Raw genomic sequence first — 24,671 nt, forward strand, 5'->3', positions numbered from 1 at the left:
GCACCGAGTCGTAACTGCTGTCCAGCATGTCCCGGTGACATCAAGCATGTCGTGGAGCCAATCTGTCCAAGATCTTGTGGGACCTCACACCGTCACATGTCGCCAACCCGCATCTGCCCGGTGGCGAAGAAGGCCGGTGGGCTGCCACAGTCAATTCCACTGCCACGGCAACGTGGTCAACTGACGGCGCGGAACTCACCATCAGCTACTACCAGCGCATGCCCGCCATGGACCCGTGCGCACCACCGCCCAGTCACAGGCTCACGCGGCTACAAGATGTTCCATTGAAGTAGCTCGTTGCGCTGACGTAGTCCTTCCACTCGCCTTTCCACCTCCGCCTGGCTTGCCGGTGCGTGGTGCACCTTCCGGGCGTTCGTGGTAATCATGCGCAGCTCACGGATGGCGGTGAGAGTTCGGCAGCCCGGCCAGGATGTGACGTCCCATCCGTAGGTGTCCGCGAAGGCCTGGTAGTGAGCCTGACCATGGCCGAATCGTCGGCAATGGACCTCTACGGTCACCAGGTCCCACTCGGGCTGGCCCCATGTGATCGTGTCCCAATCGCACAGAACAGCGCCGCCGTCGGCCGTGTGCAAGGCGTTCCTGTGCTGGGGGTCACCCTGAATCAGTCCCATGGGCAGGGCGAACTCCACCTCCTCCAGATCTCGTTCAAGGCGGTCCGCCTCCAACGACAGAAACTGGACGACGTCCATCGGTAGGCAGGTGATAGTCGATAGCGAGCGACGGATCGCGCTGATGTTGTCGTGTTCAGGGAAGACGAATGCAGGCGAGGGAAGGGTGTGCAGGGAGTAGAGCGGCTTGGCAAGCTGCGCCGCTTCCACAGCCCGGCCAGACTGGGGCAGATACGTCCAGAAGGTGACGGCATGTCCGTCGACGACGATGGGCTGCTCCACGGGGTGCAGAGGAACGGTGGGAAACCCGGCATCCATCAGCCAGCGGACGAAGGCGACAGTGCGAGCGACATCATCGATGTGGGACCCCCGCCGGGCAATCTTTACGACAACTTGCTCTCTCTCGAGAAGAACAACCGCATTGGTCTGTCCTCGTAGGAGGCGTACGCCTCGGCTGTCGAGGCCAGCAGCCGCGCACCCTCGTTCCAAAATCTGATACATCTCGGACTCGTCATACCCGCCGGGGGCCAGCGCCGCTTCTTTCATGGTTCCAGGCTCGCCGACTGCTGGCGCTGCTGTCACTTCTGCCCGGTAGGAAGCTCAAGGATCTCCCGCAGCTCCCGCGCCGCACGGGTGCCCTGTATCCCGGGTGGGAGGGCGCTGATGACGTCGCGGGCGCGTTGTTCCACGATTGGCGTGCGGTGGGCGGGTTCGATTCTCAAGAACGTCGTTCCGGCCAGTTGGCATGCTTCTGTCGGGCTGCGGTCCTGCGCAAGGCAGAGAGCTGCCTCAAGATGGAGGAGTGCTGGGTCGATGCCCGTCCTTTTCGGGTAGAGGCTCAGCGCCTCCTCCTGCACGCGTCGTGCTTGGCTGGTCAGGCCGAGGGCCGTGAGCATCCCGCTCTTGTAGAGCAGGAGGCGCCGTTCTGGGAAGGCGAAGGCATCGTTGTCGGCATCGGCCCCGGCTCCGCTCTGCTCAAACGCGGCCGCCGCGTACCGGAATGCGGCTTCCGCTCCCTGGGCGTCACCCAGTTTTGCGAGGGCTCGTGCCTCGGCTGCTGCGGCAAAAGCTGCGGTGGCACTGGGGCGGCCCCGGCTGCTGATGATGCGAGCTTCCCTGGACAGGGAGACAGTCATCTCCAGCGGCCCGTAGTAGAAGGGGAGCATCGCAGCCTGCGCCCTCACGCGCGCCCGAAGTTCCACGTTGCCGCTGTCGTCCGCGGCGTTGCGGGCTGTCGCGTACCAGGACCGCGACCTGGTCAGGTCACCGAGTTTCATGAGCGCGTCGCCCACGAGCGTGGCGAGTATGGCGGTGAGTTCGGAGAGACGTACCTGCACGGCGGCTGGCTGTCGACGCGACGCCAGGTGCTCGACCTCTTCCACGTGGTCAAGGAGCACGTTCAGCATCGGCGCGGGTGGAGTGAAGAGGTACTGCTCCCGCGCCCAAAGCACCTGTTCCTCCAGGAGATCGAGCTGGGTCGCGCTGATGGTGCCGGCCGCAAGGGTCCGGTCCACCGAACGGCGCGTGGCGTCGACTCGCTGCGCGAACGACTCGCCCACGCGATCGTTCGAGAACTCCCTTGAGGGGGCCGGAGGGTGCTCCACCAGTGCCAGTTCGCGGGACGACTGCGGAGTGACGGTAGCTGCTTGGAGAGCGAGTCCCAGTTCGTGAGCAGTGCACTCGTAGAATTCGCACAGCAGGCGCATCGTATTCAGACGCGGTTGACGTCCTGCCTCCCAGTGCCCCAGCTGATCCTTGTCGGCTCGGGGAGCCTGAGGGTGTCCTTTTCCGAGGGCGTTCAGGCTGTCGGCTGCTTGCTTGAGAGTCAGCCCTCGTGCCAGACGATGCGCGCGCAGCAATGACACTGAGCAGTGTTCGTGGATGGTCCGAGCAGCCTCGTGGACGGGTTGGCCACGAGTGGCAGCCTCTTCCCGTAAGCGGTGCGCGCAGGACGGGCGGTGCGGCCTGCGGTCCATCGGCTCTCCCCTTCCCAGCTTCACCTTCCTGACAGCGTAGTGACAGCCCATCGACTCTGCGTCGCAACAGTCACTTCTCCGATACGTGGTCACGGAACCAGTGACTGCTGGAGAAGAAAGTCACTGATCAGGGATCGATGACGGTTGCCCGGTAGCGGCTCCAGGGCCAATCCTGCTCACCTCAAAAGCCCGCGAGTGCTTGCCGACAGGGGCGCCAGACGCCCTGGTCGTCGAGCTTCACCTCGCCCAAGCACACCCAATGACCACCCTCGCTGAGCGGGCCCGAGCGAGCACAGTCGTGGAAACAGAGGTCATCGTGAACGCGCAGATGGTGAGCGCCAGTCTCGCCCTTCCCTCGGCGGGTTCAGGCACAGCGGAGGCACCGGCCTTCGTTACCGAGCCGGGGCCGGATCGCAAGGTTGAGGTCGGCCAGGAGCCGACTCCTCTGCGTCCGCAGTCGTGGCAGCGCTGCTGGCGTATAGAGGCATGTGTCCCTCGACTTGCTCGCCTGCACGCCCGTACGCGGCTGGGCGTGATGGCCTGGTCTGGCAACCGGAACTCGGCCGTGCGGATCATCACCGAGGTCGTACGGAACGCCGTGGAGCACGTCGGCAACGGCATCGTCGTGCTGACGTTGTCCGCTGACGAGGACGACGTGCTGTGCATCGATGTGACCGACCCGCGCCCCGGAACCGAGAGCCTCGACGAAGCACTCGCCGGCGGCCACGGGACCGGGCTGTGGCTCGTGCGGCACCTGGGCGGCGAGATCAGCTGGTGCCCGGCCGAGTCCGGGCACGGCAAGACCATCCGCGTGCGGATGCAGCCGCCAGGCGAGACCGGATCTACAGCCCCGGCCGTCGAGGCCGCCCCCTGACCGGCCGCCGGGCGACAGACGCCACCCTTCAGGTGTCCCTGCCGCCTGGCGGTCTTCCAACCCCCACACGAGGCCACCATGCCCCTTTTAGTGTGTCCAAGGCCATTACCTGTCCTGCCTGTTGTCGCCCTCCGACGGCTCGGAGGGTGCACCGATGGCCACCAGTGACCTGGTACTCACGCCGCACCCTGCTGGTTACGACGACGACTTACGTCTGGCGCTGGAAGACCTGCTGCTCGATCGGTGGCTCTCCAGCAAGAGGCTGCTCGCCAACACCCGCAGCTGGGCGCTGCGCACGTCCCGCAGCCAGGTCCTCGCGGCCGGCGCCGCAAAGGGCGACGCCATCGCGGCCTGGTGCGCCGAGGAGCCTGCCGACGTCAACGCCCTGATGATGCGGGCCCGCGTCATGACCCACCGGGTCCTGGCCTCGCACCGCAGCACGGCAGACCGTCACACTCTGCTCCCCCGGATCAGCGCCGCGCGCGCGGCGTGCGAGGACGCCGCGCGCCGCTGGCCGGCTGATCCTGTTCCCTGGGTGTGCCTGCTGGCGCTGACCCGGTTGGACGTCGATCCCAGGCGCTGGCATGCCGTTGACCATTGGGCGAATCCGCCCGAAGCGATGCTGCCCCGGGGGCCGTGGCCGCTGCTGTTGCAGGTGGACCGGCGGGATCGGCCCAACCGGGAGGCGTATCACCGGATGCTTCAGTGCTTGCAGGCCCGCGGCCATGGAGCGGTGGACTTCACGCGGTGGGTGTCATCCCAGGCGAAGCCCGGATCCGTGCAGCTGGCTTTGCCCTTGTACGCGTGGGTGGAGGAGTACCGGTCCCGGATGGCGAGCGGGCAGGTCGCCAGCACGCTCGGTTTCTGGGACAACGAGCAGGTCCGGCACTACGTGGAGCGGGCAAGGGACGGCTGGTTCGCCCACGTCACCGACCTGGGCACCTGTTCTCTGCTGGACCTGAATTATCTGGCCTACACACTGACTGCCGCCGGTCTGCCCGGCGCGGCGGAGGTGTTCGCGGCGATCGGCCCGTTCGCCACTCCGGCGCCCTGGCAGTACGTCAGCGAGAGCCGGTGGTGGCAGGACGACTTCCTCCAGGCGCGCACCTACGCGACGAAGCGCCAGCGGAACCGCCGATGAGGAGCCGCGCTCCCCCGCCCCAGGCCCCAGGCCCCAGGCCCCAGGCCCCAGCACGATCCCGTTCTGTCCTTCACTCCTTCGATTCAGAGGATTCTTCGGTGTCTCCGAGAAGTGCCGCCCACCGGCTGGCCGACGACGATGCTGTCCTGGCCGGGCTCGGCTACCAGACCGTTCTGGCCCGCCGTATGGGCCCGTTCGGCAACTTTGCGATCTCTTTCTCCGTCATCAGTGTCCTGTCCGGCTGCATGACCCTTTACGGCTTCGGGCTGAACACCGGCGGCCCGGCCGTGATCATGTGGGGGTGGGTCGGCGTCGGCCTGATGGTCCTGCTGCTGGGCATGTCGCTGGCCGAGGTCACCTCCGCCTACCCCACCTCCGGCGGCCTCTACTACATGGCCCACCGGCTCGGCGGACCGCGCTGGGCGTGGGTGACCGGCTGGCTGAACCTGCTCGGACTGCTCGGCGCCATCGCCGGGATCGACTACGGCGCCGCCACGTTCGTCGGTGCCTTCGCCCACCTCCAGTGGGGCTTCACGCCCACACCGGAGAAGACCATGATGATCTTCGCTGGGATCCTGCTGTTGCACGCCCTGCTGAACGTGGCCGGCGTCCGTCTGGTCAGCCTCCTCAACTCCGTCTCGGTGTGGTGGCACCTCGCCGGCGTCGCGGTCATCGTCGGATGCCTGGCCCTCGCCCCGGCCGACCACCAAAGTGCCGGCTTCGTCTTCACCACGTTCAACAACGACACCGGCTTCACCAATGGCCTGTATGTGACGGCGCTCGGGCTGCTGCTGGCGCAGTACACCTTCTGCGGCTACGACGCCTCCTCCCACCTGTCCGAGGAGACCACGCACGCCCAGGTATCCGCGCCCAGGGGCATCGTCCGTTCGATCTGGGTCTCGTGGATCGCCGGGTTCATCCTGCTGGCCGGCCTGACCTGGTCCATCCAGGACTACGCCGGCACCCAGAACACGGCCACCGGCGTGCCGCCCGCGCAGATCTTCGAAGACGTCCTCGGACTGACCGGCGCGAAGGCCCTGCTGCTGGTTGTGATCGTGGCCCAGCTGTTCTGCGGGAACGCCGAGACCGCCGCTGCCTCCCGCATGGTGTTCGCGTTCTCCCGCGACGGGGCGGTGCCCTTCGCCGCCACCTGGCGTCGCGTGAGCACCCGCACCAAAACACCCGTCGCAGCGGTGTGGCTGTCGGTGACCGTCGCGCTCGTCCTGGCCGCGCCGTCGCTGTACTCGCCGACCGCCTACGCAGCGGTCACAGCCATCAACGTCATCGGCATCACCCCCGCCTACGCCATCCCCGTCTACCTGCGACTGCGCGCCGGGGACCGTTTCCAGCCCGGACCGTGGAACCTCGGCCGGTGGAGCAAACCGATCGGCTGGACGGCCGTGACCTGGGTCGGCTTCGTCACCGTCCTGTTCTGCCTGCCGCAGGTCTCCCCCATCACCACCTCCTCGTTCAACTACGCCGGCGTCGCCCTCATCGCCGTCCTCACGCTGGCCTGGATCCTGTGGATCACCCAGGGACGCCGCAACTACCGCATCCCCACCCTGGGCAACACCACCACGCACGCCTCCCTTACGGAGGACATGGTCTGATGAACCACCAGCACACCGACCTTGAACCGGGATTCGGGCTGTCCCGGCTCGCCGGCCTCATCTCCCTCGAAGACTTCCGGGCCGCGGTCGAGCGCGACGACCTCACCACCGTCATGGTGTGCCTTCCCGACATGCTGGGGCGTCTGAAGGGCAAGCGGCTTAACGCCGCAACCTTCCTCGACCGGATCGCCAAAGAGGCCACGGCGATGGAGGCCTGCGCGTACATCCTGGCCACCAATGCCGGGATGGACCCCTTGGGCGGCTTCGACCTCACGGGCTGGGACCAAGGCTTCCAGACCTCGGCATGGTCGCCGACCTGAGCACGCTGCGTGTCCTGCCCTACATGCCCGGCCTCGCCCTGGTGCACTGCGACGCCGTCCACCCCGACGGCACACCCCTGGACATCGCCCCGCGCCGCATGCTCCGCACCCAAATGCACCGACTGCAGGAACTCGGCTTCGAAACCCGGGTGGGACTGGAGAGCGAATTCGTACTCTGCAACGGCCTGAAGCCGGTCGTGCCGCACAACCTCGACTACGCCCTCAACCATCCACCCGCCCTCAGCGACTTCCTCCGCTACCTGGAAGACGCCCTGCCCGACGCCGGCGTGCCCATCGAGGCCACCAAAACAGAAGGCGCCCCCGGCCAGGTGGAGATCACCTTCCCCTACGGCCCGGCACTGCCAGCCTGCGACGCCTACACCGTCTACAAACAGACCGTGCAGCACCTCGCCCGACGCCAGGCACTGACCGCGACGTTCATGAGCGCACCCTTCACCGGCGTGGGTAGCGGACTGCACCTGCACCTGTCTCTCTGGAAGGACGGCGCACCAGCTTTCGCCACAGCCCCCGGCGAAGACCTGGCCGAGACGATGCGCCACAGCATCGCCGGACTGCTCTCCGCCATGCCGCACCTCGCCCCGCTGTACGCACCCCACCCCAACTCCTACAAGCGGTACGCAACCGCACACTCCTTCGCACCCCAGTACATGAACTGGGGCCACGACAACCGCGGATGCGCCATCCGCATCACCGGACACAGCGAAGGCACCCACCTCGAGATCCGCCTTCCCGGAGCCGACGCCAACCCCTACCTCGCACTCACCGCAGCGCTCGCCGGAATCATCCACGGCCTGACCGAGAAACTCACACCACCCCCTCCCTGCCGGGGCGACGCCTATACCGACCGCCAGATGCCCCCTGTCCGACGTGACCTGGCCGAAGCAGTGGCGTACTTCGACGGCAGCACCTTCGCCACGAACGCCCTCGGAGCCGAGGCAGTCCGTCACTACGCCACCGCAGCCATGGCCGAGATCGCCGAACACCGCAGACAGGTCACCGACGTCGAGCGGGAACGGGGCTTCGACCATGCCTGATTCACCGGCACGTAACCGCCCCCAGCGACCGCGCCCTGGCTAGCGTCCTCGCTCACCAGCCTGCCCAACCGCACTACCGCAAGCCCCCCAACAGAAACAGGTAATCGGATGACTGCCATCCACGACGGAACCGATCGCGATCCCGACGCCTGGCGTGCGGACATGATCCGCGCGCTTCGTGACCAGAACGCGATCACGTCCGACTCGGTTGCTGCTGCTTTCGCGGCAGTGCCCCGGCACCGATTCGCACCGGAGGCGCCCTTGGAGGCCGTTTACGATCTCCACCGGATCGTGCCGGTCAAGAAGGACGAGAACGGCCTGAACGTCAGCGTCATGTCCGCCGCCCACCTTCAGGGTGTGATGCTGGAGCAGGCCGACGTCACGCCCGGGATGAACGTCCTGGAGATCGGCTCGGGCGGCGTGAACGCCGCCTACCTCCAAGAACTCGTCGGCAGCGACGGTGAGGTCACCACCGTCGACATCGACCGCGACATCGTCGACCGCGCCCGCCGGTGCCTGGACGAGGCTGGCTACCGGCAGGTGAAGACGGTCCTCGCCGATGGCGAGAGGGGTTTCCCCGACGGAGCGCCCTTCGACCGGATCATCGTCACCGCGGCAGCGTGGGACATCCCGCCGTCGTGGATCGACGGGCTCACGGAGAAGGGCAGCCTCGTCGTTCCCCTGACCGTGTGCGGGACGACCCGCTCCATCGCCTTCGACCGTGACGGTGCGGGCCTGCTCAGCCGCTCCTACCGGCTGGCGCACTTTGTGCCGATGCAGGGCGGGGGCGCCGCTGAGGAACGCAAGGTATTGCTGCGCGAAGGCGTCGTCGTGCAGACCGATGACATGCGGGTGCCCCTCAACGCGCAGGCGCTGAACCGTGCCCTGGACGCCCCCCGGCTGGTGCGCTGGTCGGGCGCTGCATGGGATCTGCCCGACGAGCTGGACCTGTACCTCACGCTCAACCTGCCGCAGGCAGTGCGGCTGCACGCGGCCAAGGACGTGATCGAGAAAGGGCTGGTGGCACCGGCAGTCCAGTTCGGGGTGCCTGCCCTGGTCAGTGAGGACAGTCTCGCTTACCGCACTCGTCGCGACAACGAGGACACCGGCGGCTTCGAGAGCGGCGTCATTGCCCACGGTCCGCAGGCCGAAGCACTCGCCGACCAGTATGCGACGCTGCTGCGCCGCTGGGCCGAACACCACCGTCGGCGGGGAGCCGCAACGTTCCGGTACCTGCCGGGCCCCGCTCCGTCTCCGCTGCCGCAGGACGCCGTACTGCGGCGGCACGGGATCGTCACCGCGTCCTGGACCTGAGACCCCCGGGGCCCAGCAAGGGCCCTGGGACGTTCCGCCATCAACCCTGACCTCAAGGAGGCACACATGACCGTTCAACTGGAGCGACCGGCTGTATCGACGCAACCGGCCGCCAAAGCGGAGGAGTTCGCTGACTTCGCCCTGGACATCTCCATCGTCGAGGGCGGTCCGTCGGCGGACCAGCTCATCAGGATGACGGACGACGGCTGCAACTCCACGTGCGCGAGCGCGTGCACGAGCTGCCCGTAGTACACCGACCGCGTCCACCGCGGTGCCCGGCCCGCGCCATGAGCACGGCTGGGCACCGCCCGGTCCCAGGAGGGGCGTATGTATCGCCACGTTGATGCGGCACTGGTCCGGGCATCTGCATGGCACCCCGACCGCCCGACGGTATGGCCGGACCTTACCGACGCGCTCGCCAGCCCGGCGTCCTGGCAGGCCTGGCTCCAACAGGTTTGGAGCGACACCGACTTCGAGGCGGCCGTGAGGGCAGCCAGCCCCGACCTTGCAACCCAGGTGGAGCAGATCTGCGCCGGCCAACCGGTGCCGCTCGCGGCCGTGCGGCGCACGGTGGTCGCCGTGCTGCGCTATCTGCTGCGTGCTCGCACCCGGGCAACTCCGTTCGGTCTGTTCGCCGGCATTGCGGCCGTACGTATAGGGCCGGTGCCCGCGCTCCGCGTCGGCACCGGCCACCGTGCCGTTGCCCGAGCAGACGCGGCGAACAGTACGGCCCTCATCGACCGCTTCGAGCAGCATCCGGCGCTGCGGCCCCGCCTGATGCTGCTCGCCTCCAGCCTCCTCGTCGAACGCGACGGCTACGTGGTGATCGAGCACCGCCCGAGCAAGACCCTCGATCGACGCCCCGACCACGTGCAGGTCCGCTTGAGTGCACCGGTCCGCGAGGCCCTGGACGGGGCCCGGACACACATCTTGTGGAGCGACCTCGCGGCGAAGCTGTCCACCAGCTTCCCGAGCGCGCGGCCTTACGTCATCGACCGCCTCATCGCAGACCTGGTCAGGCAACGGGTCCTGCTGACGAGTCTGCGGCCGGCGATGACGGTCACCGACCCGCTCACCGCCCTCGCCAAACACGCAGCACACCTCCCGCCTGCGGAAGCAGCAGAGATCCAGTCTGCCCCCAGGTTGGCGCGCGACCTGCGGGTGGACTGGGACCTGACCGTACCTATGACCGTCGTACAGGAGGTGGCAGCGGCAGCGCAGGCGCTCATCCGCCTCGCACCACAAGCGTCTTTGACCGGCTGGGCCGAGTGGCATCGCCGCTTCCTGGACCGGTACGGGCCGCAGGCGGCCGTCCCCGTCCTGGACGCGATCGACGTCCTCGGCTATCCGGCCGGGTTCCTCGGTGCCACCACCGCGCCGACGGCTTTCCCGCTGCCCGACCGTGTCCGGCGCCTCATCACACTCGCGCACACCGCCGGCATGCAGCGCCGCCGTGAAATCCAGCTCGACGATGCGGCGATCGCGGACCTGGCCACCGTCGATCCGGGCCGTCCTGTTCAGCCAAGCACGGAGCTGACCGTCCGCATTGACGCCGAGAGTATGGCCGCCTTCCGCCATGGGGAGTTCACCCTGAACGTGGTCGGGGTGGCGCGCTCGGCCGGTGCAACCACCGGACGTTTCCTGCATCTCCTCGACGACGAAGACCGCCGCCGCATGACCGAGACCTACGGCGCTCTACCCCCAGTGCATCAAGGCGCCCTCCACGCGCAGATCAGCTCCACCCCCCTGTCGGCGCCCACCGAGAACGTCGCCCGCGCCCCGCAGGCGACCGAGTGGGTGATCTCACTCGGCGACTTCCACAGCCCGGACACCCGCCTCGTTCCTCTCACCGACCTCGCGGTCACCGCCGACGCCGAACAGCTGCACCTCGTCTCGATGTCCCACCGCCGCCCCGTCCACACGCTGCTGCTCAACGCCGTGGACCTGGGCCACCACTCCCACCCGCTGTGCCGGTTCCTGACGGAGGTGCCCGCCGCGCTGGCCGTTCCCTGCACCGGATTCAGATGGGGCACGGCCGCCTCCAGCCTGCCTTTCCTGCCCGCGCTGCGCTACGGCCGGACGATCCTGTCCCCGGCCCGCTGGCTCCTGACGCGAGAGGACCTGCCTCCCGCATCCGCACCATGGGAGCAGTGGGACGAAACCCTGACCCGATGGCGCCACGCAGTCCATCTGCCCGAGCGCGTGTACCTCAGCGAGGACGACCAGCGCCTGGCCCTGGACCTGGCGGAGCCGTCCCACCGGGCCCTGCTGCGCGTCCACCTGGACCGCGACGGCACGGTAAGCCTGTGCCCGGCACCACGCGCGAAGGACCTGGGCTGGACCGGAGGCCGTGCCCACGAAGTCGTCATCCCCCTGAGCACCGAGCAGAACATCACCCCCGTCCGCGCGGCCCACCGCCCAGTCACTCGGGACCACAGTCACCTGCCCGGATGCGACAACCGCATCTCCCTTCACCTCCACGGCCATCGCCATCGGCAAAACCCCATCCTGACCCGGCACCTGGCGGCACTGCAGGACGAACTGGGCAATCCGCCATGGTGGTACATCCGCTATCGCGACCCAGACGACCACCTTCGCCTCCGCCTGACCTGCCAGCCCGGCACCCTCGGCTCCGTCCTCGAGTCGATCGGCCAGTGGACGCGCCGCCTATGGCAACACGGTCTGATCACACACACCAGTGTGGAGACCTACCACCCCGAGACCGCCCGATTCGGCGGCCCCACCGCCCTGGAGGCGGCCGAACGCTACTTCACCGCCGACTCCGCCGCCGCCGTAGCCCAGCTCGCTGCCCACAACGAGATGCAAGGCCCCGACCTGCGCGCGGTGACCGCCGCAAGCATGACCGACATCGCCGTGGCCATGCTCGGCGACAGCGGCACGGCGATGCAGTGGATGATCGAGCACACGCGCACCGACCCCAACGCCCCGCCCCGCACCGTCTACCGCCAAGCCGTCGACCTGGTGAACACGCCCCCGGCCAGCCTGAGCGAAGACGTCAGCGCGGCCTGGTCCGCACGACGTGGCGCACTGGCCGAATACCGCCAGACCCTCACGGACACGGCCTTGCGTCCGGACGAACTGCTCCCGGACCTGCTGCACCTCCACCACGTCCGGATGTGCGGGCCGGGACTGCCCGAGGAACGCACCCACCTTCACCTGGCCAGAGCCGCCGCCCTCAGCTGGACGGCCCGCGCAAGGAGCACACTGTGATCACCACCGCTCCCTCCCCCGCCGCACTGGAAACTGCCGACCGTCTGGCCGCCGCCATAACCGACCCGAGCACCGCGTGGCCCGGGGGACGACCCCAGGGCGGCCGGTCCTGGCCCCAGTCACTGGCCGGAGGAGCCGCTGGCATCGCCCTGCTGCACATCGAGCGCGCCCGGACCGGGCACGGAGCCTGGTCCACCGCACACGCCTGGCTGAAGGCGGCCGTACACGATGACGTCAGCGCCGCAAGCAACGCGAACCTGTACTTCGGCGCTCCCGCCCTCGCGTACGTGATGCATCGGGCGGCCAGCACATCGAGCCGCTACCTGCCAGCCCTCGCCCGCCTGGACACCGCAACTGTCACCCTCACCCGCAACCGGCTGGCTGCCGCCCACCAGCGCATCACCCGTGCCGAGCGCCCCCTCATGGAAGAGTTCGACCAGATCCGCGGCCTGTCCGGCCTGGCTGCCTACCACCTCAGCCGCCACCCGCACCACGACATCACCTCGGACGTCATCGCCTACCTGGTACGCCTGACCGAGCCCGTCCCAGGTCCGGCCGGGCTGCCGCCGTGGTGGACAGACGTCGGCCCCAGCGGGATCCTCCACCCCGACTACCCCGGCGGGCACGGCAACTTCGGGCTCGCTCACGGCATCGGCTCAACGCTCGCCGTCCTCTCGCAAGCTCTGCTTGGCGGACTGACCGTGCCGGGCACGGCCGAGGCGATCGCACGGATCTGCTCCTGGACGGACCAGTGGCGGCAGGGCGAGCCGACCACGCCGTGGTGGCCTGGGCACCTATCGATCCAGCAGGTCACTGACGACCAGGTCCATCCTTCGCTGAGGCCCCGGCCGTCCTGGTGCTACGGCGTCAGCGGCACCGCCCGCGCCCAGCAACTGGCCGGACTCGCCCTCAAAGACCCGGCACGCGTACTGACGGCCGAGAACGCGATTCTTGCCGCCCTGCAAGACCCCCTCCAACGAGGCACGCTCCCCGAGACCGGGCTGTGCCACGGGATGGCTGGACTCCTGCACGCGTCATGGCGGATGGCCACCAAGACGGACAACCCCGAGATCAGCGCCGAGCTGCCACAGCTGACCGACCGCCTGATCACCGCGCTCAGCCAGAGCGACCCCAACCCGGAACTCCTCGACGGCCGAGCCGGAGCAGCCCTCGCACTGCACACCGTCGGCACAGGCCGTGCAGCCGCCCCGCACTGGGACACCTTCCTCGCCCTGGCATGACACCACGCCGATCCCCGTTCCGACACCGAAGGGGTCTGAAGTGACCGACCTCGTGACCGCCGCCGCAGGGAATATCACGGCGGACAGCAGCCTCAACGGCGAGCACCGGCATCTCGCACTCGGCGCCCTCACCTGGCACAGGCCGGACATCTACCTCCAGCAGGAGGCCCTCAACGCAACCGCTGGACAGTACAGGCCTGACCAGGGCGGTCCCCAACGCATTCACAGCGCCTACGGGACAGGCGGCCTCGCCTGCGTTCTGCACGGCGTCGAAGTCGCCGACCACAACAAGGCCCGAGAAGCCTCCGACCACTCGCTGCTGATCCTCCGCTTCGACCGGGTGAGCCTCGAACGCGTGCTGTCACTGCCTCTGAGCACTGCACACACCGCGGGGACCCTGCGATGACCCCGCCGGCGGCCTGGCTCCAGGCCAATCTCATGTTTCCCCAATGGGAGAATGCCGAGACCATCGCAGTGTCCCGACTCGCCCCCATACTGCGCGGCAGCGAGGACGAAGATGCCCTGGTCCGGTGGTTCATCATCCGCAAGCACCCCTGCTGGCGCCTGCGCTACCTGCCCGCCACCCGCGCAGCGGAGCACATGGCCCAGGCTCTCGACACGCTGGTCGCCCACGGGGCCATCACTGCGTGGACAGAGATCGTCTACGAACCAGAAGAGCATGCCTTCGGTGGCACCGAGGCCATGGCCAGCGCACACCGCTTTTTCCACCACGACAGCCGCAGCCTGCTCGAACACCTTCAACGCACCGGCGGCCCGCACCGGCGCGAGACGTCCCTGATGCTGTGCAGCATCCTGATGCGCTCCGCCGGGCTGGACTGGTACGAACAAGGCGACGTCTGGGCCCGCGTCAGCGCCCACCGCGAGACGCCCTCAGGTGCCACAACCGAGAGCCGCGAGCAACTCCAAGCTGCCGTAGGCCGGTTGATCTCCGTGAATGGTGACGAGCTGATGCGTACCAGCGGGCCGCTGGCCCACCTTGCGGACTGGGCCAGTGCCTATCACGACGCCGGGCGGGATCTGGCCCACCTCACGGATTCCGGGCAGCTTCACCGCGGTCTGCGTGACGTCCTAGCCCACCACATCATCTTCGCCTGGAACCGGATCGGCCTGCCCTACGCCACACAGGCCAGCCTCGCTGCCGCCGCCAAGACCGTCATCTTCGGGCCCGACCCCACCACCCAAAGGAGAGCCGCGGACCGTGTGGAGACTCCCTGACGCCCTGGCCCGGCGCTTCCCGCTCGTCGCCCGCCCCCGCCCCGCCTGCCTCCCTCTGCCCCAGCGTGTTCGTGCACTCGCCGAACTCGCCGACGCCGCTGCACAGGCCGGCGACCCGAGCATGGCCTCCACCGTCTACAACCAGGCCGCGTTGATCGCCTCCGACGTCGGAGACCCGGACACCGCGCGCACGATGTGCCACCAGCATGCCGCCGCGTACCTGCACGCCGCGCCCCTGCCCGCCAAAGCCGCCATCCGGGCCCTCGAACCCGTCGTCAACCTGGCGCGCCTCCAACTCCGCGCGGGCCGGCACACCGACTGCTGCCAAAGCCTCCTGACGCTGTTCGACGCTGTCAGCACCGGCTCTCCCACTCAGGTCGAGGGCGTCGCTGTCCCAGCCGACCTCACCGCGAGCGCCGATGACCGCCAGGAGGTCAGCGCCTGGCTGTGGCGGATCCTCCTCGCCGACGGCACACGAGCCCTGACCGCTGCCGGCCGCTGGACCGAAGCACTTGCCCATGTCGAGGCACACCGCGGCATCGGACAGCGCATGCTCGACGGCCGCCAAGTCGCCGTCCTCGCCGCCCTCACCACGGGAAACACGCACGGCGCCAACAACCTGCTGGCCACCACGGCGCCCGGGGAATCCTGGGAGAACGCCGCCACGCAATGCCTGTCCGTCCTGTGCCGCCGGGCAGCGGGCCGGGCATGGCGGCGACCCCTGCAGAACCTGGTGTCCACCTACCTCCAACGTCCCGACAGCAACGACCTGACCGTCTTCAACACCCGGCTCGGACTCGCACTGCTGGACCTGGCCGCCCCACCCGAAGACTCGGCTGCACGCCTGGTCGTCGCAAAGCTGCACCGTCGGACGATCAAGACAACCGATGGCTACGCCGCCCGCGAGACCCTGGCACACCCCTTGTTCACCACTCTCGCCACCGACCGAGAGGCGCAGGACTGCCGTGCTCTCCTCCACGCCTGCGCACTCGGAACAGGAACGCTCCCCAACAAGCTGCACTACCAACTCGCCAAGGCACTGCGCACAAGCGACCACACCATACGGACAAGCGTCGGCCCTTCCACTGGCTCGCCCCCATCGACGCCCCCACCCCCCAGCTACCGGATCGCAGGGACCTGACCGACATCGAGCGGCATCTGCTGCTCGGCCGCCGCGACCGCAACCCGGACGGCTCCGTCGGTCACGAAGGAGCCGGAGCCGCGCCCCTGCAAGCCTGGTGGCAGCACCTCAACGCGCACCCGGGCCGCGCTGCTGCTGGCTCTGCACGCGGCCAACTGAACACGGAGGACTGACGAGATGACCTACACGCCCGACGAGCTGTTCGCTTCCACCGCCCCCTACTACGCCCGTTACCGACCCGGCTACGACCAGGCCCTCTACGAGCTGCTGGCCGCGCGCTTCGCCCTGGACGGCACGCAGCGCGTTCTGGACCTGGGCGCCGGCACCGGCGTCCTCGCGCTCCCCCTCGCCGAGCTCGTCGGTCACGTCACCGCCGTCGACCCCGAGCCCGGCATGCTTGACGAGGGCCGCAAACTCGCCGCCGAACGGGGCATCACCAACGTCGACTGGCGCCAGGGCGACTCCACCACCCTTCCCGGAATGGGCCTAGAACCGGTGCTGCTGACCGTGATGGGGGCCGCCTTCCACTGGATGGACCGCGACCAGACTCTCCGCGACCTCGACCGGCTCGTCGAGCCGGACGGGGCCGTCGTCCTCGCCTCCGGCGGCGCCCCCGGTGGCATCGAGCCCGCCCCCTGGCTCCAGGTCATCGCCGAGGTCCGCACCCGCTACCTCGGCCCCGAGCGACGCGCCGGATCAGGCACCTACACCCACCCCAAGGAACGCCACCAGGACGTGCTGGCCCGCTCCCCGTTCTCCAACGTCGATGCCGCACGCTGGGACCGCACCGTCACCCGCACCCTCGACGACGTCATCGACCTTCAGTTCTCCTACAGCTACTCCAGCCCCGCCCAACTCGGCTCCCAAAAGGACGCCTTCGAACACGACCTGCGCCAAGCCCTCACCGACTTCAACACCGACGGCGTCTTTGACGAAACCGTACGCACCGAAGCCATCATCGCCACCCGCCCCTGACCACCCGCCCATCACTGGCCAGCCACGTCCCCTCCATACAGCCAGGCAGCAACGACATCTCGAGACACACCCGCGCTGGACCTGGTTGGCCAACCGCGATCAACACCTCGCGGAGAGCACCCCCACACGTTCGATGCACGACGCACGCTCGGGGGACCGTCCCCGCGGGCGTGACGCCTCGACGACTACCTCGGAGTCCCCCATGCCCACCCGACCGCTCCTGGCCGTGGTCAGCGGCCCGCCGGCGACCGGCAAGACCACCCTCGCCCGGGAACTCGCCCAGCATCTGGGCTGCCCCGCGATCCTGCGCGACGAGATCAAGCGGGGCATGGCCATGAACCATCCCGGTCACGACCCCGACGGCGACGACCAGCTCAACATCGCCACCCTGGAAGCATTCTTCGCCACGCTCGCCGTCCTCGTGCACGCGGGCTCAACCGTCGTCGCCGAAGCCGCCTTCCAGGACCGTTGTCTGGCGCCCCGGACTGAAGCCGCTCACCAAGTTCGCCGACCTCCGGATCATCAGATGCACCACCCCAGCGCCGACCATCGCCCGGCGCATCACCGACCGCGCCCGCACCGACAGCCACCGAGCAGCCCACGGCGACAAAGCACTGCTCGCCGACATGAAGGCCGGCGTCTACGACCCCGACCAGTTCGTCCCCATCAGCCTGGACGCCCCGAACCTGCTGGTAGACACCTCCGACGGTTACTCCCCCGGCATCGCGGAGATCCAGAGCTTCCTGGTGCGGCCCGAGCTCGGAGGAGATGCAGGCTGAGAATCGGACCGACGCTGCCTTTCCCCTTGGCCAGCCTCCGTGGTGGCCAAAGCACTTCACCCTGCGGGAAGAGGACCACCTCACGGTCCCGTCCGTCCTCGCTGCCGTGTCCGGCATCTCCACCGGCACCGCCAACCGTGATCCCGAGCTGGTGGTGCGCGGCCTGCGCACCCTGGCCCGGCTGCGCACCGATCAATACCCCTGACCCCAAACCCGCCCAGCGCGAGGAGCAACACGTTGACGTACACAGCCCGCAAGGAGTGGGAGCAGCACTATGCCGAGGGGAGGGGGTGGCGCCGGCTAGGTGAGCGCGAACGGCAACTCCTTGCCGAGTACGCCCCGGCCCCGGAGGGTGGGGGGCGGGCCCTGGATGTGGGCTGTGGGACCGGGGAGCTGGCCGCCCACCTGGCCGGGGTCGGCTACACCGTGGACGCCGTCGACCTCACGGACCGTGCGATCTCCCGGGCCCGCGAGGAGTACGCCGGCGTCGAGGGTGTGCGCTGGCTGCAGCTGGACATCGAGCGCGACGACCCAGCGCCGCTTCACGAGAAGTACGACCTGGTGGTGATGCGGCTGGTGTACGCGTTCATGACCAGCCGTGGGCGCATCCTGCACGCTCTGGGCGAGCGACTGTCCGACAGCGGCGCGCTCGTCATCGTCACCCCGATGGCGGATAACACTCCCGCGGAGCGGCGCGGCATCGCTCTGGACGACGACGAGATCACCTTGGCCGGCGCCGGATGGAAGACGGCCGAGCGGCTGGACGCGGACGGCCTGGCGTTCCTCGTCCTGCGTGGCCCCTGCCACAGTGAAACAGGGCCGTGGAGAAGCGACCGGCGACCGCCCACGCCCTGACCAGGGTGCCGGCCGTCGTGACCGACATCTCCGCCCGAGTTCTGCTGGGCCGCCCCCGGCGCTGCATGCTCAAGCTGCCTGGCGGCAAACCCACCGGCCACGAGCCCTCGGCCACCCCGCGGCACGCGAACACTCCAAGAAGCCCTGCGGTGTCCGTGATCCGCCGCGGCTTCCATTAACCTCCAGGAAGAAGCGGGCCAGGCCATCGCCGACGAGGGGGCCCGTCCATGCCGCCCGCACCGCCCGGGACAGGCCGAACTCGGGCATAGCTGCGTTCATCGACACCGACAACGGCCTCGGCTCGGTCCGGCAATGCCCGGGTGATCGTTCACGGCAGGCTGCTGCTCGTCGAACGTGTCCGCACAGGCCGCCGTGTCGCGCACGTCGCAGCCGAGATGGGCGCTTCGCGCGTCACGGCCCACAAGTGGATCCGCCGCTGGCGGGCCGAAGGCACTCCTCCCGGCCGTCAGGGCCGGGCCGGGATCCCGGCGTGCGGGTTGGTCCGACCGGGTGGATTCTGTATGCATGAGCGGGAACGGCGGCGCTCCACCATCCTCTGGCTTGGCAACGGTTAGGGCGTCGCGTAGCCGACGGAATCTCCTCCTTGCCGTCATCGCAGCGGCTCTGATCGGACTGCTCGTCGGCGCCGCCATCGCTTGGGCCATATCCCGTGACGGAGGTGCAGCAGCACCCGCCCCTGCCATCACGACAACCACGACGGAGATTGAATCGCCCGACAGCCAGGGCGTCTTCGCCCTTACAGGAACCTTCGAACTCGCCGATGGCGCAGTGGCTGACGGAGCGGGCGGCTGTCAGGGCGCCGACGGGTACGCCGACATCTTTGAAGGTGCCGCTGTCACCGTGTACGACGCGGCTGGAACCGTGATTGCCACCGGCAGTCTCGGTGAGTCCTCATTGGCGGGTGGGAAGTGCTCATTCGAGGTGAACATCGCTGATGTGCCGAGGGGCGAGTCCTTCTACCAGGTCGAGGTATCCCACCGGGGCACCGTGCAGTTGACCAGGGAGGAAGCCGAGTTCGGTCTTCTGTCGGCGACTCTGGGCTGATCCAATCCGGCACTGCTCCGGCTTGAGTGTTGGACAGAGGTGGCGTGGCCGGGCTATGCGCACGGATAGGCTCGGAATCGCCTCTCAAGGCGCAGTCCACTGCGCTGCCATCATGGAGACGACGCTGAGTGACGGACTGGGCGGTCAGGTCAGTGAATGGACAACAAGTCTGTTCTGTTCTCCGTCGAAGATGCTGACGAGTCCACGCTGATCGACGTGCACGACGAGGATGTCGTGGCTGTCGACTACATCTGAGATGCCGCGGGCATGGATCGTGTCGGACCAGGCATCCAGATTCCTGCCGAACCATTCCGGCAGTCCGCACGGCTCGGCGACTGCGTCCCAGAAGTCCTTGAGTGTTTCGATTCGTCGCCCTCGCAGGTCAACTGTCAATTCGCTGTCCTTCATCACCGCAGCAGAGTAGCCAGCTGAGAGGCGCAAACGCTGGCCGAGGCGGCAGTAGCTCGTCGTCGGGGCTCCAGTGTGGAATCTGCTGCCAGGGTCCGTTGAGACACCTGCCGCACGGTCTCGCGTCGTCATTGTGACGCGATACGGGCCGCGGATTCGACATCGCGGTGATCACCCTGCCGCCCCCGCCGGGGAACGGTCTGCCCGGCCATTCCTGCATCGCCCGGGCGGAGGCACTCGAAGCGACTCGGCCGGGTCAGGGCTTCCACGTGCGAAGTATGGCGGCGATGCTGGCAGCGGTCGACCGAGGGCTGTTCAGCTCGTAGGCGAGTGCGGTCAGTTGCTCGCGGGTTGGATTGACTGGGATGTTGCTGGCTTCGAGGTACATGGCGGCGACGGCGCAGGCGACGGTCAGGTTGGAGCGCTCCAGCCAGCGGCAGCGGCCGAGGGTGTGTACCAGGGCCGCAGCGCGGGCGTAGGGGCCGTCGTAGACGGGGTGATCGAGGAGTTCGCCGCGGTGGCGGGCGACCGCGGAAACCGGCACGCCGTAGTCGTCGACGCCGGGGTCACTGCGCCCGGACCGTTCAGCGACTTCCAGGATCCAGGACTCGTCGACGTGCAAGATCACGCGGCGGCGCCGGGCTGTGGCTGGGCGTAGGGGGCGTCGAGCTGCTGCTCGAGGTCGTCGAGGAAGGCGCCGTGCTCGTCGATGAGGCGTTGCGCGGCGGCCATACCGGCGGCGCGGGCGCCGGTGGTGTCTTCGATGATCAGGCGCTCGACGTAGCGGTTGAAGTCCAGGCCGCGGGCGGCTGCGGCATCCTTGCCCGCGGCGAGGACAGAAGGTTCCAGCCGGACCTGGGTCTGCTTCTTCGGAGAGGCCATGAAGGAAGGGTAGCAGGATGGTAGCAGAGATGGTGTGGCGTCCGCCAGGACGCCGGTGCCGCCATCACATCTGTCCCAGAACGGTCTGCGGGGCTCGAAAATGAGTGCTGCCGCGCACCTGACATCCGAGGGCCGGTACCAGTAGGGATGCCCGCGCCCTGATAGCAAGCCGGTGCAGGGGGCGTGGCCTCGTCCGACCGACGTGACGCTGCACGACATCGGCGGCGCAGCCCAGGCCACGGAGGTAACCGCCGCCCGCAACGACGCCCCCGTAGACAGCCGACTGGCCACCGCCACAGGGCACCTGCATGCCGAACCTTCAGGTGGGATCAGCGCAGTTGATGGGTGGCAGCAGGCCGTTGCCGGGCCACAGCGGGGATCCTGCTTCCGTGCGGGCGAGGTGCCTGCCGATGCCGACGAGAACCTCGATCCGTTCGGTGGGCCCGTACGCCCGACGGGTTCCGGCTGCGGGGTCGACGGCGTGCACCTCGCCGCTGGGACCGGTGCACACCAGGGCCCGGGCAATGTCCGGCAGCCTCAGGCCCAGAGCGTCGCAGTCGTGATCATGGACAAGCTGGAGCAGGTCTTCGGTGACCGTTTCCCAGTCCCCAATCTGCGGCCAGCGGGCTCCTCCGTCGAGTTCGTGGGTGAGTGTGGACAACGGGACGATCTCACCGGGGCGGCGCCCGTGGACGAGCAGGTGATGGATGCGGGCGCCGTCGGGCTGCCGAACGCGTGAGTGGAGCAGGGAGGCCGCAGCGACAACGGTGGTGTTGAGCTCGCGGGCGCCGGCCAGGTAGTAGGGCTCGTGCGCGAACAAGAGGTAGACACCCAAGACGGGTGCAGCCGAGCCGGGTTCAGGCCGGGGCATGGGCAGGTTTCCCTTCTGCGGTGCGGGTTCGTTGAGATGGCGAGCCGCAGCCGGACGAAGCGTCGGCCAGGTCGGCGCAGCGGTTGCGGGCCCGGCTGACGGCCGAGGCAGTGGGCGCGGGTGGCACCGGCTGTGCCGCTCTCATCCGTGCCCTGGAGGGTCTGCGCGGCCTGGTGCGCGAGTGGCGGCCTGGTCTGCTTGGCCCCAAGCGGTGCGCTCGTGTTCGGGTGCGTGCTCGTGTTTGAGGATGTGGGCGACCTGGCGGGCGAGCTGGAGCATCAGCCGTTCGCGGGCGATGAGTGCGCATGAGGCCGACGGGATGGCGCGAGTGGTGAGCAGGCCAGCGGCGTCCCAGAGCAGTTGCTGTCCGATCTCGGCAGACCGGCGCAGTTCGTAGCGGTCGCTGTCGGCAGCGGCCTCGATGAGGCAGGTGTGCAGGACGGCGAGGCGCTGCAGGTATCGGCAGGCACCCACTCCTTCGACGGTGCGGACGTGAGCGCGGGCCCGCGCGTCCAGCCGGTGCGGCAGATGTTCGGCGAGCAGCGGCACGAGCAGGACTGCCGGCAGGGCCACCTCGGTGGGTAGGCCTGCGGCGAGAGACAGCAGGCCGCAGGCCAGGCTGAGCAACGCGAGAGCGGCTGCGGTGCAGCGCAGTGAGCCGGGGATGCCGGGGGCGAGTCCGATGCGGCGGGCAGGGCGGCGGGTCAGCCAGCGCAGGGCCAGGCGCTGCACAAGAGTGGCCGATGGGGTGAGCACTCCGATCTGGTGCGGGATCTCGGGTGTGCTGCCGTCGCCCGGAACGGTCCAGGCCAGCCACCCCCACCGGGTCCGCTCGTAGACAAGCACGGGCTCGCAGACGGCCGTGCACGCGTGGTCACGGACGTGCCCGGTCCGCAGGGCGTGAGAGCGTTCCTTCTCCCATTTGCGCGGGTGGCAGGGGAAGGGGCGCTGCTGCTGTGCATCCTCGGGCGGCGGCGATGGCGAGGGGCGGGTGCCGGTCACGGGTTGCTTCCTTCCGGTTCGTCGGGCTGGGTGGATGCGCACGGTGTGCAGCGGCCGTCGCCGTCGGGGTGGGCGCGGCGGGGCGTGGGACCCGTACAGGCGCGGCAGGGCGGCCAGCTGAGGCAGGCCGGGCAGAGGTCCTCACCGGGGGCGGTGGCGGGTGCGCCGCAGCCGGCGCATTCGATCAGGGCGCGGTAGGTGAGGGCATCGCTCACCGAGCGCGCGGCGGCGGAGCCAGTGGGCTCCGGCAGGTCCTCCGGGCCAGGAGTGTCGTGGGGGTCGGCCTCGGTGAAGGGCGGCGGGTAGGCCTGGGCGGCCCGTAGCCGGGCGGCAACGATGGCGCCGACAGTGGTCCGAATCGGGTTGGGCAGCGGCCGGGCGGCGATGATGTGCCGCAGGTGTGCGCGGCTCCAGCCGGCCTCCAGCATCACGGTCACGACGCGGCCCTGGTCGGTCAGCGCCTGGCCGGACAGGAGCAGCTCCGGGCGGGAGGCCCCGATCTCGAGCAGGAGCCGGATCCCCGGGCGCAGTTCGTCCGCTGCCGGCGCAGGCTGTGGAGGCGCTGGTGTGTCCGGCCGTTCCGTCCGGCCCAATGTTCGCGCCGCGTGGCCGCGGCACGGACGGACGGGTCTGGTGTTCTGCTGGGTGGTGTTCTTTCTGTTGTTGTTCTTAAGGGGGCGATGAACCGACGTCGGTTTATCCACTGGTGGAAAACCCGACATCGGTTGCGACCTGCTGTTTTGCAGGCAGGGCAGATCGGTGATGAAGTACGCGGCCGCGCCGAGGGTGCCATCGGATTGACGCTCGCGTTCCCGGAGCAGGAAGCCGTGCTTCTCGAGCTCCTTCAGGCCGCTCTTGACGGCCGCCTCGCCGTTGGAACCGCGGCGTGCCAGGTCCGTGACGCTCATCCGCCAGCCGTCGCGGTGGGTGCTGACGTACCCGAAGATCCCCTTGGCCTTGAAGGAGATCCGGCTGTCACGGAACAGGCCGTTGGCGACCTGGGTGAACTGATCCGCCGCCATCACCCCACGGCGGATCCCCGCCCCCAGCCCGGACGGCATCTCACCCGCCGGCCCGGAGGTGAACCGCGAAGCGGTCGTGGCATCAGGGCCGGTGTCGGTGAGTGCGGGGCAGTCGGTGATCGAGTACACGATCTCACCCAGCGTCCCGTCACCGTTGCGGAGTTGCTCGCGGGCGAGGTAGCCGTGCCGCTGCAGTTCCCCCAGCGCACGGCGTACGGCGTCGCGGCCATCGGGTCCGGCGCGCACGAGGTCGGCGACCGTCACATGCCAGCCAGCCCGGTGCGTGCTGATGCAGCCGAAGATCCCCTTCGCTCTGTAGGAGATCCGGCTGTCACGGAAGAGTCCGTTGGCGATCTGCGTGAACTCATCCGCGGCCATCACCCCACGGCGGACGCCCGCCCCGAGGGCGCTCACCGTGCCCCCGCGCATGCCATACGCGCACGGACGCCGATTCCTTGGAGCAGACGGGCGCGAGCGGCAGCGAGGCCTGGCGCGCTGAGTGACGTGATGGGAGCGAGATCCATCCCGTTAGCCCACCCGGCGCCCCCAACGAGGAGGACGGCCACAGCCCCCGACCACCGGTCACAATACGGCAACGTCCGCACCGGGCGCGCCTGGTCGGCTTCATGGTCGGGCCGACCACGCGCCCCTGGGCCCGAGCAGTCAGTCATTGCGCACCGGACTGCGCAGCCCTCACGGCGCGTTGCGCAACGTGGCTGCGCAATCGGCCGGGGATCCTGCGCAGTCCCCTGCGCACGGGCGGCTGCGCAGCCGCCCGTGATGTTCCTGATCCCTGATTGCGCAGGCAGGTGGGTGCCATTGCGCAGGCGCCCGTCGCGGCCCGGTCGCCTTCCGTCTGCGCAATCGGTGTCCGAGTCCGGCGCATCAGAGGGCCGTGAGCGTCGGCGGGCCTGCGGTCCAGGCTCGTGGTCGGCTGCGATGCCCTGCCGTCGGCGTCGTAGGGCCCGTGGTGGGGGCCATGGTGGGGCCGACCAGACCCCGACCACGGGTTTCGTCTTCCGATCGTGACCGTGGTCGGGGGTT

24 protein-coding genes and 2 pseudogenes are annotated in these 24,671 nt (G+C 68.9%); 18 read left to right on the top strand and 8 right to left on the bottom strand.

Translation table 11 applies throughout. From position 1 onward, the window contains the following. Positions 1-269: 269 nt before the first annotated feature. Together AB0E07_RS37885 and AB0E07_RS37890 are read right to left on the bottom strand one after the other, a co-directional pair. Positions 270-1,175, bottom strand: coding sequence for a phosphotransferase (locus AB0E07_RS37885; protein ID WP_362262427.1), 906 nt, complete (start codon positions 1,173-1,175; stop codon positions 270-272). Positions 1,176-1,207: 32 nt separating this feature from the next. Continuing rightward, complete coding sequence (locus AB0E07_RS37890) at positions 1,208-2,494, bottom strand: helix-turn-helix transcriptional regulator (RefSeq protein ID WP_362262430.1); 1,287 nt, start codon at positions 2,492-2,494, stop codon at positions 1,208-1,210. Positions 2,495-3,140: 646 nt separating this feature from the next. Here AB0E07_RS37890 and AB0E07_RS37895 point away from each other — a divergent pair. The 18 genes and pseudogenes from AB0E07_RS37895 to AB0E07_RS37980 all read left to right on the top strand — a co-directional run bounded on the left by AB0E07_RS37895 (position 3,141) and on the right by AB0E07_RS37980 (position 19,442). Beyond that, entirely contained in the window at positions 3,141-3,479 is a 339-nt protein-coding gene (locus tag AB0E07_RS37895) for an ATP-binding protein (protein ID WP_362262502.1), read from the top strand. Between the two features lie 154 nt (positions 3,480-3,633). Beyond that, a complete protein-coding gene (locus AB0E07_RS37900; RefSeq protein WP_362262432.1) occupies positions 3,634-4,620 on the top strand; it encodes a hypothetical protein in 987 nt (328 codons plus the stop codon). A 98-nt stretch (positions 4,621-4,718) separates the two neighbouring features. Further along, the gene (locus AB0E07_RS37905) at positions 4,719-6,230 is read left to right on the top strand and encodes an amino acid permease (RefSeq protein ID WP_362262434.1); all 1,512 of its coding nucleotides are present in this window, start codon (positions 4,719-4,721) and stop codon (positions 6,228-6,230) included. Beyond that, on the top strand, positions 6,230-6,550 hold the full coding sequence (locus tag AB0E07_RS37910; RefSeq protein WP_362262437.1) for a hypothetical protein: 321 nt from the start codon (positions 6,230-6,232) through the stop codon (positions 6,548-6,550). The genes AB0E07_RS37905 and AB0E07_RS37910 overlap by 1 nt, the downstream gene beginning before the upstream one ends. Next, positions 6,535-7,605: a glutamine synthetase family protein gene (locus tag AB0E07_RS37915; protein WP_362262439.1), complete on the top strand. Its 1,071-nt coding sequence runs from the start codon at positions 6,535-6,537 to the stop codon at positions 7,603-7,605. The genes AB0E07_RS37910 and AB0E07_RS37915 overlap by 16 nt, the downstream gene beginning before the upstream one ends. Positions 7,606-7,713: 108 nt before the next feature. Continuing rightward, positions 7,714-8,919 (top strand): methyltransferase, FxLD system, encoded by a 1,206-nt coding sequence (gene fxlM / locus AB0E07_RS37920; protein WP_362262442.1) that lies wholly within the window; start codon positions 7,714-7,716, stop codon positions 8,917-8,919. 66 nt (positions 8,920-8,985) lie between these two features. Continuing rightward, positions 8,986-9,168 carry an FxLD family lanthipeptide gene (locus AB0E07_RS37925; RefSeq protein ID WP_362262445.1) on the top strand — a complete coding sequence of 61 codons (183 nt, stop codon included), beginning with the start codon at positions 8,986-8,988 and terminating at the stop codon, positions 9,166-9,168. Positions 9,169-9,246: 78 nt separating this feature from the next. Continuing rightward, positions 9,247-12,150, top strand: a complete 2,904-nt coding sequence (locus AB0E07_RS37930; RefSeq protein ID WP_362262447.1) for a lantibiotic dehydratase — start codon at positions 9,247-9,249, stop codon at positions 12,148-12,150. After that, positions 12,147-13,391 (top strand): lanthionine synthetase C family protein, encoded by a 1,245-nt coding sequence (locus AB0E07_RS37935; RefSeq protein WP_362262450.1) that lies wholly within the window; start codon positions 12,147-12,149, stop codon positions 13,389-13,391. Before AB0E07_RS37930 ends, AB0E07_RS37935 begins: the two co-directional genes overlap by 4 nt. A 40-nt stretch (positions 13,392-13,431) precedes the next feature. Next, positions 13,432-13,797: a hypothetical protein gene (locus tag AB0E07_RS37940; RefSeq protein ID WP_362262453.1), complete on the top strand. Its 366-nt coding sequence runs from the start codon at positions 13,432-13,434 to the stop codon at positions 13,795-13,797. Continuing rightward, positions 13,794-14,627, top strand: a complete 834-nt coding sequence (locus tag AB0E07_RS37945; protein WP_362262456.1) for a thiopeptide-type bacteriocin biosynthesis protein — start codon at positions 13,794-13,796, stop codon at positions 14,625-14,627. Before AB0E07_RS37940 ends, AB0E07_RS37945 begins: the two co-directional genes overlap by 4 nt. Further along, complete coding sequence (locus AB0E07_RS37950; protein WP_362262458.1) at positions 14,611-15,768, top strand: hypothetical protein; 1,158 nt, start codon at positions 14,611-14,613, stop codon at positions 15,766-15,768. The genes AB0E07_RS37945 and AB0E07_RS37950 overlap by 17 nt, the downstream gene beginning before the upstream one ends. Before the next feature lie 177 nt (positions 15,769-15,945). Next, positions 15,946-16,743 carry a class I SAM-dependent methyltransferase gene (locus AB0E07_RS37955; RefSeq protein ID WP_362262461.1) on the top strand — a complete coding sequence of 266 codons (798 nt, stop codon included), beginning with the start codon at positions 15,946-15,948 and terminating at the stop codon, positions 16,741-16,743. A 202-nt stretch (positions 16,744-16,945) separates the two neighbouring features. Beyond that, positions 16,946-17,158: pseudogene (locus AB0E07_RS37960) on the top strand (AAA family ATPase); the annotation flags it as partial. Between the two features lie 211 nt (positions 17,159-17,369). Next, complete coding sequence (locus tag AB0E07_RS37965) at positions 17,370-17,522, top strand: hypothetical protein (RefSeq protein WP_362262507.1); 153 nt, start codon at positions 17,370-17,372, stop codon at positions 17,520-17,522. A gap of 237 nt (positions 17,523-17,759) precedes the next feature. After that, positions 17,760-18,377 carry a class I SAM-dependent methyltransferase gene (locus tag AB0E07_RS37970; RefSeq protein ID WP_362262464.1) on the top strand — a complete coding sequence of 206 codons (618 nt, stop codon included), beginning with the start codon at positions 17,760-17,762 and terminating at the stop codon, positions 18,375-18,377. Positions 18,378-18,646: 269 nt separating this feature from the next. Next, a pseudogene (locus tag AB0E07_RS37975) lies at positions 18,647-18,841 on the top strand (leucine zipper domain-containing protein); the annotation flags it as partial. Between the two features lie 61 nt (positions 18,842-18,902). Then, complete coding sequence (locus AB0E07_RS37980; protein ID WP_362262466.1) at positions 18,903-19,442, top strand: hypothetical protein; 540 nt, start codon at positions 18,903-18,905, stop codon at positions 19,440-19,442. Between the two features lie 144 nt (positions 19,443-19,586). On the opposite strand, the gene AB0E07_RS37985 is transcribed toward AB0E07_RS37980, so the two are convergent. The 6 genes from AB0E07_RS37985 to AB0E07_RS38010 all read right to left on the bottom strand — a co-directional run bounded on the left by AB0E07_RS37985 (position 19,587) and on the right by AB0E07_RS38010 (position 24,041). Next, complete coding sequence (locus AB0E07_RS37985) at positions 19,587-19,850, bottom strand: barstar family protein (protein ID WP_362262504.1); 264 nt, start codon at positions 19,848-19,850, stop codon at positions 19,587-19,589. A gap of 256 nt (positions 19,851-20,106) precedes the next feature. Then, complete coding sequence (locus AB0E07_RS37990; RefSeq protein WP_362262468.1) at positions 20,107-20,478, bottom strand: fic family toxin-antitoxin system, toxin component; 372 nt, start codon at positions 20,476-20,478, stop codon at positions 20,107-20,109. Beyond that, the gene (locus tag AB0E07_RS37995; protein ID WP_362262470.1) at positions 20,475-20,732 is read right to left on the bottom strand and encodes a hypothetical protein; all 258 of its coding nucleotides are present in this window, start codon (positions 20,730-20,732) and stop codon (positions 20,475-20,477) included. The genes AB0E07_RS37990 and AB0E07_RS37995 overlap by 4 nt, the downstream gene beginning before the upstream one ends. Before the next feature lie 319 nt (positions 20,733-21,051). Continuing rightward, the gene (locus tag AB0E07_RS38000; protein WP_362262473.1) at positions 21,052-21,603 is read right to left on the bottom strand and encodes a hypothetical protein; all 552 of its coding nucleotides are present in this window, start codon (positions 21,601-21,603) and stop codon (positions 21,052-21,054) included. A gap of 141 nt (positions 21,604-21,744) precedes the next feature. Beyond that, entirely contained in the window at positions 21,745-22,605 is an 861-nt protein-coding gene (locus tag AB0E07_RS38005) for a hypothetical protein (RefSeq protein WP_362262476.1), read from the bottom strand. Continuing rightward, positions 22,602-24,041: a hypothetical protein gene (locus AB0E07_RS38010; RefSeq protein ID WP_362262479.1), complete on the bottom strand. Its 1,440-nt coding sequence runs from the start codon at positions 24,039-24,041 to the stop codon at positions 22,602-22,604. Before AB0E07_RS38010 ends, AB0E07_RS38005 begins: the two co-directional genes overlap by 4 nt. Positions 24,042-24,671 lie beyond the last annotated feature (630 nt).

The organism is Streptomyces sp. NPDC048002 (assembly GCF_040653275.1).
Taxonomy (GTDB): Bacteria; Actinomycetota; Actinomycetes; order Streptomycetales; family Streptomycetaceae; genus Streptomyces.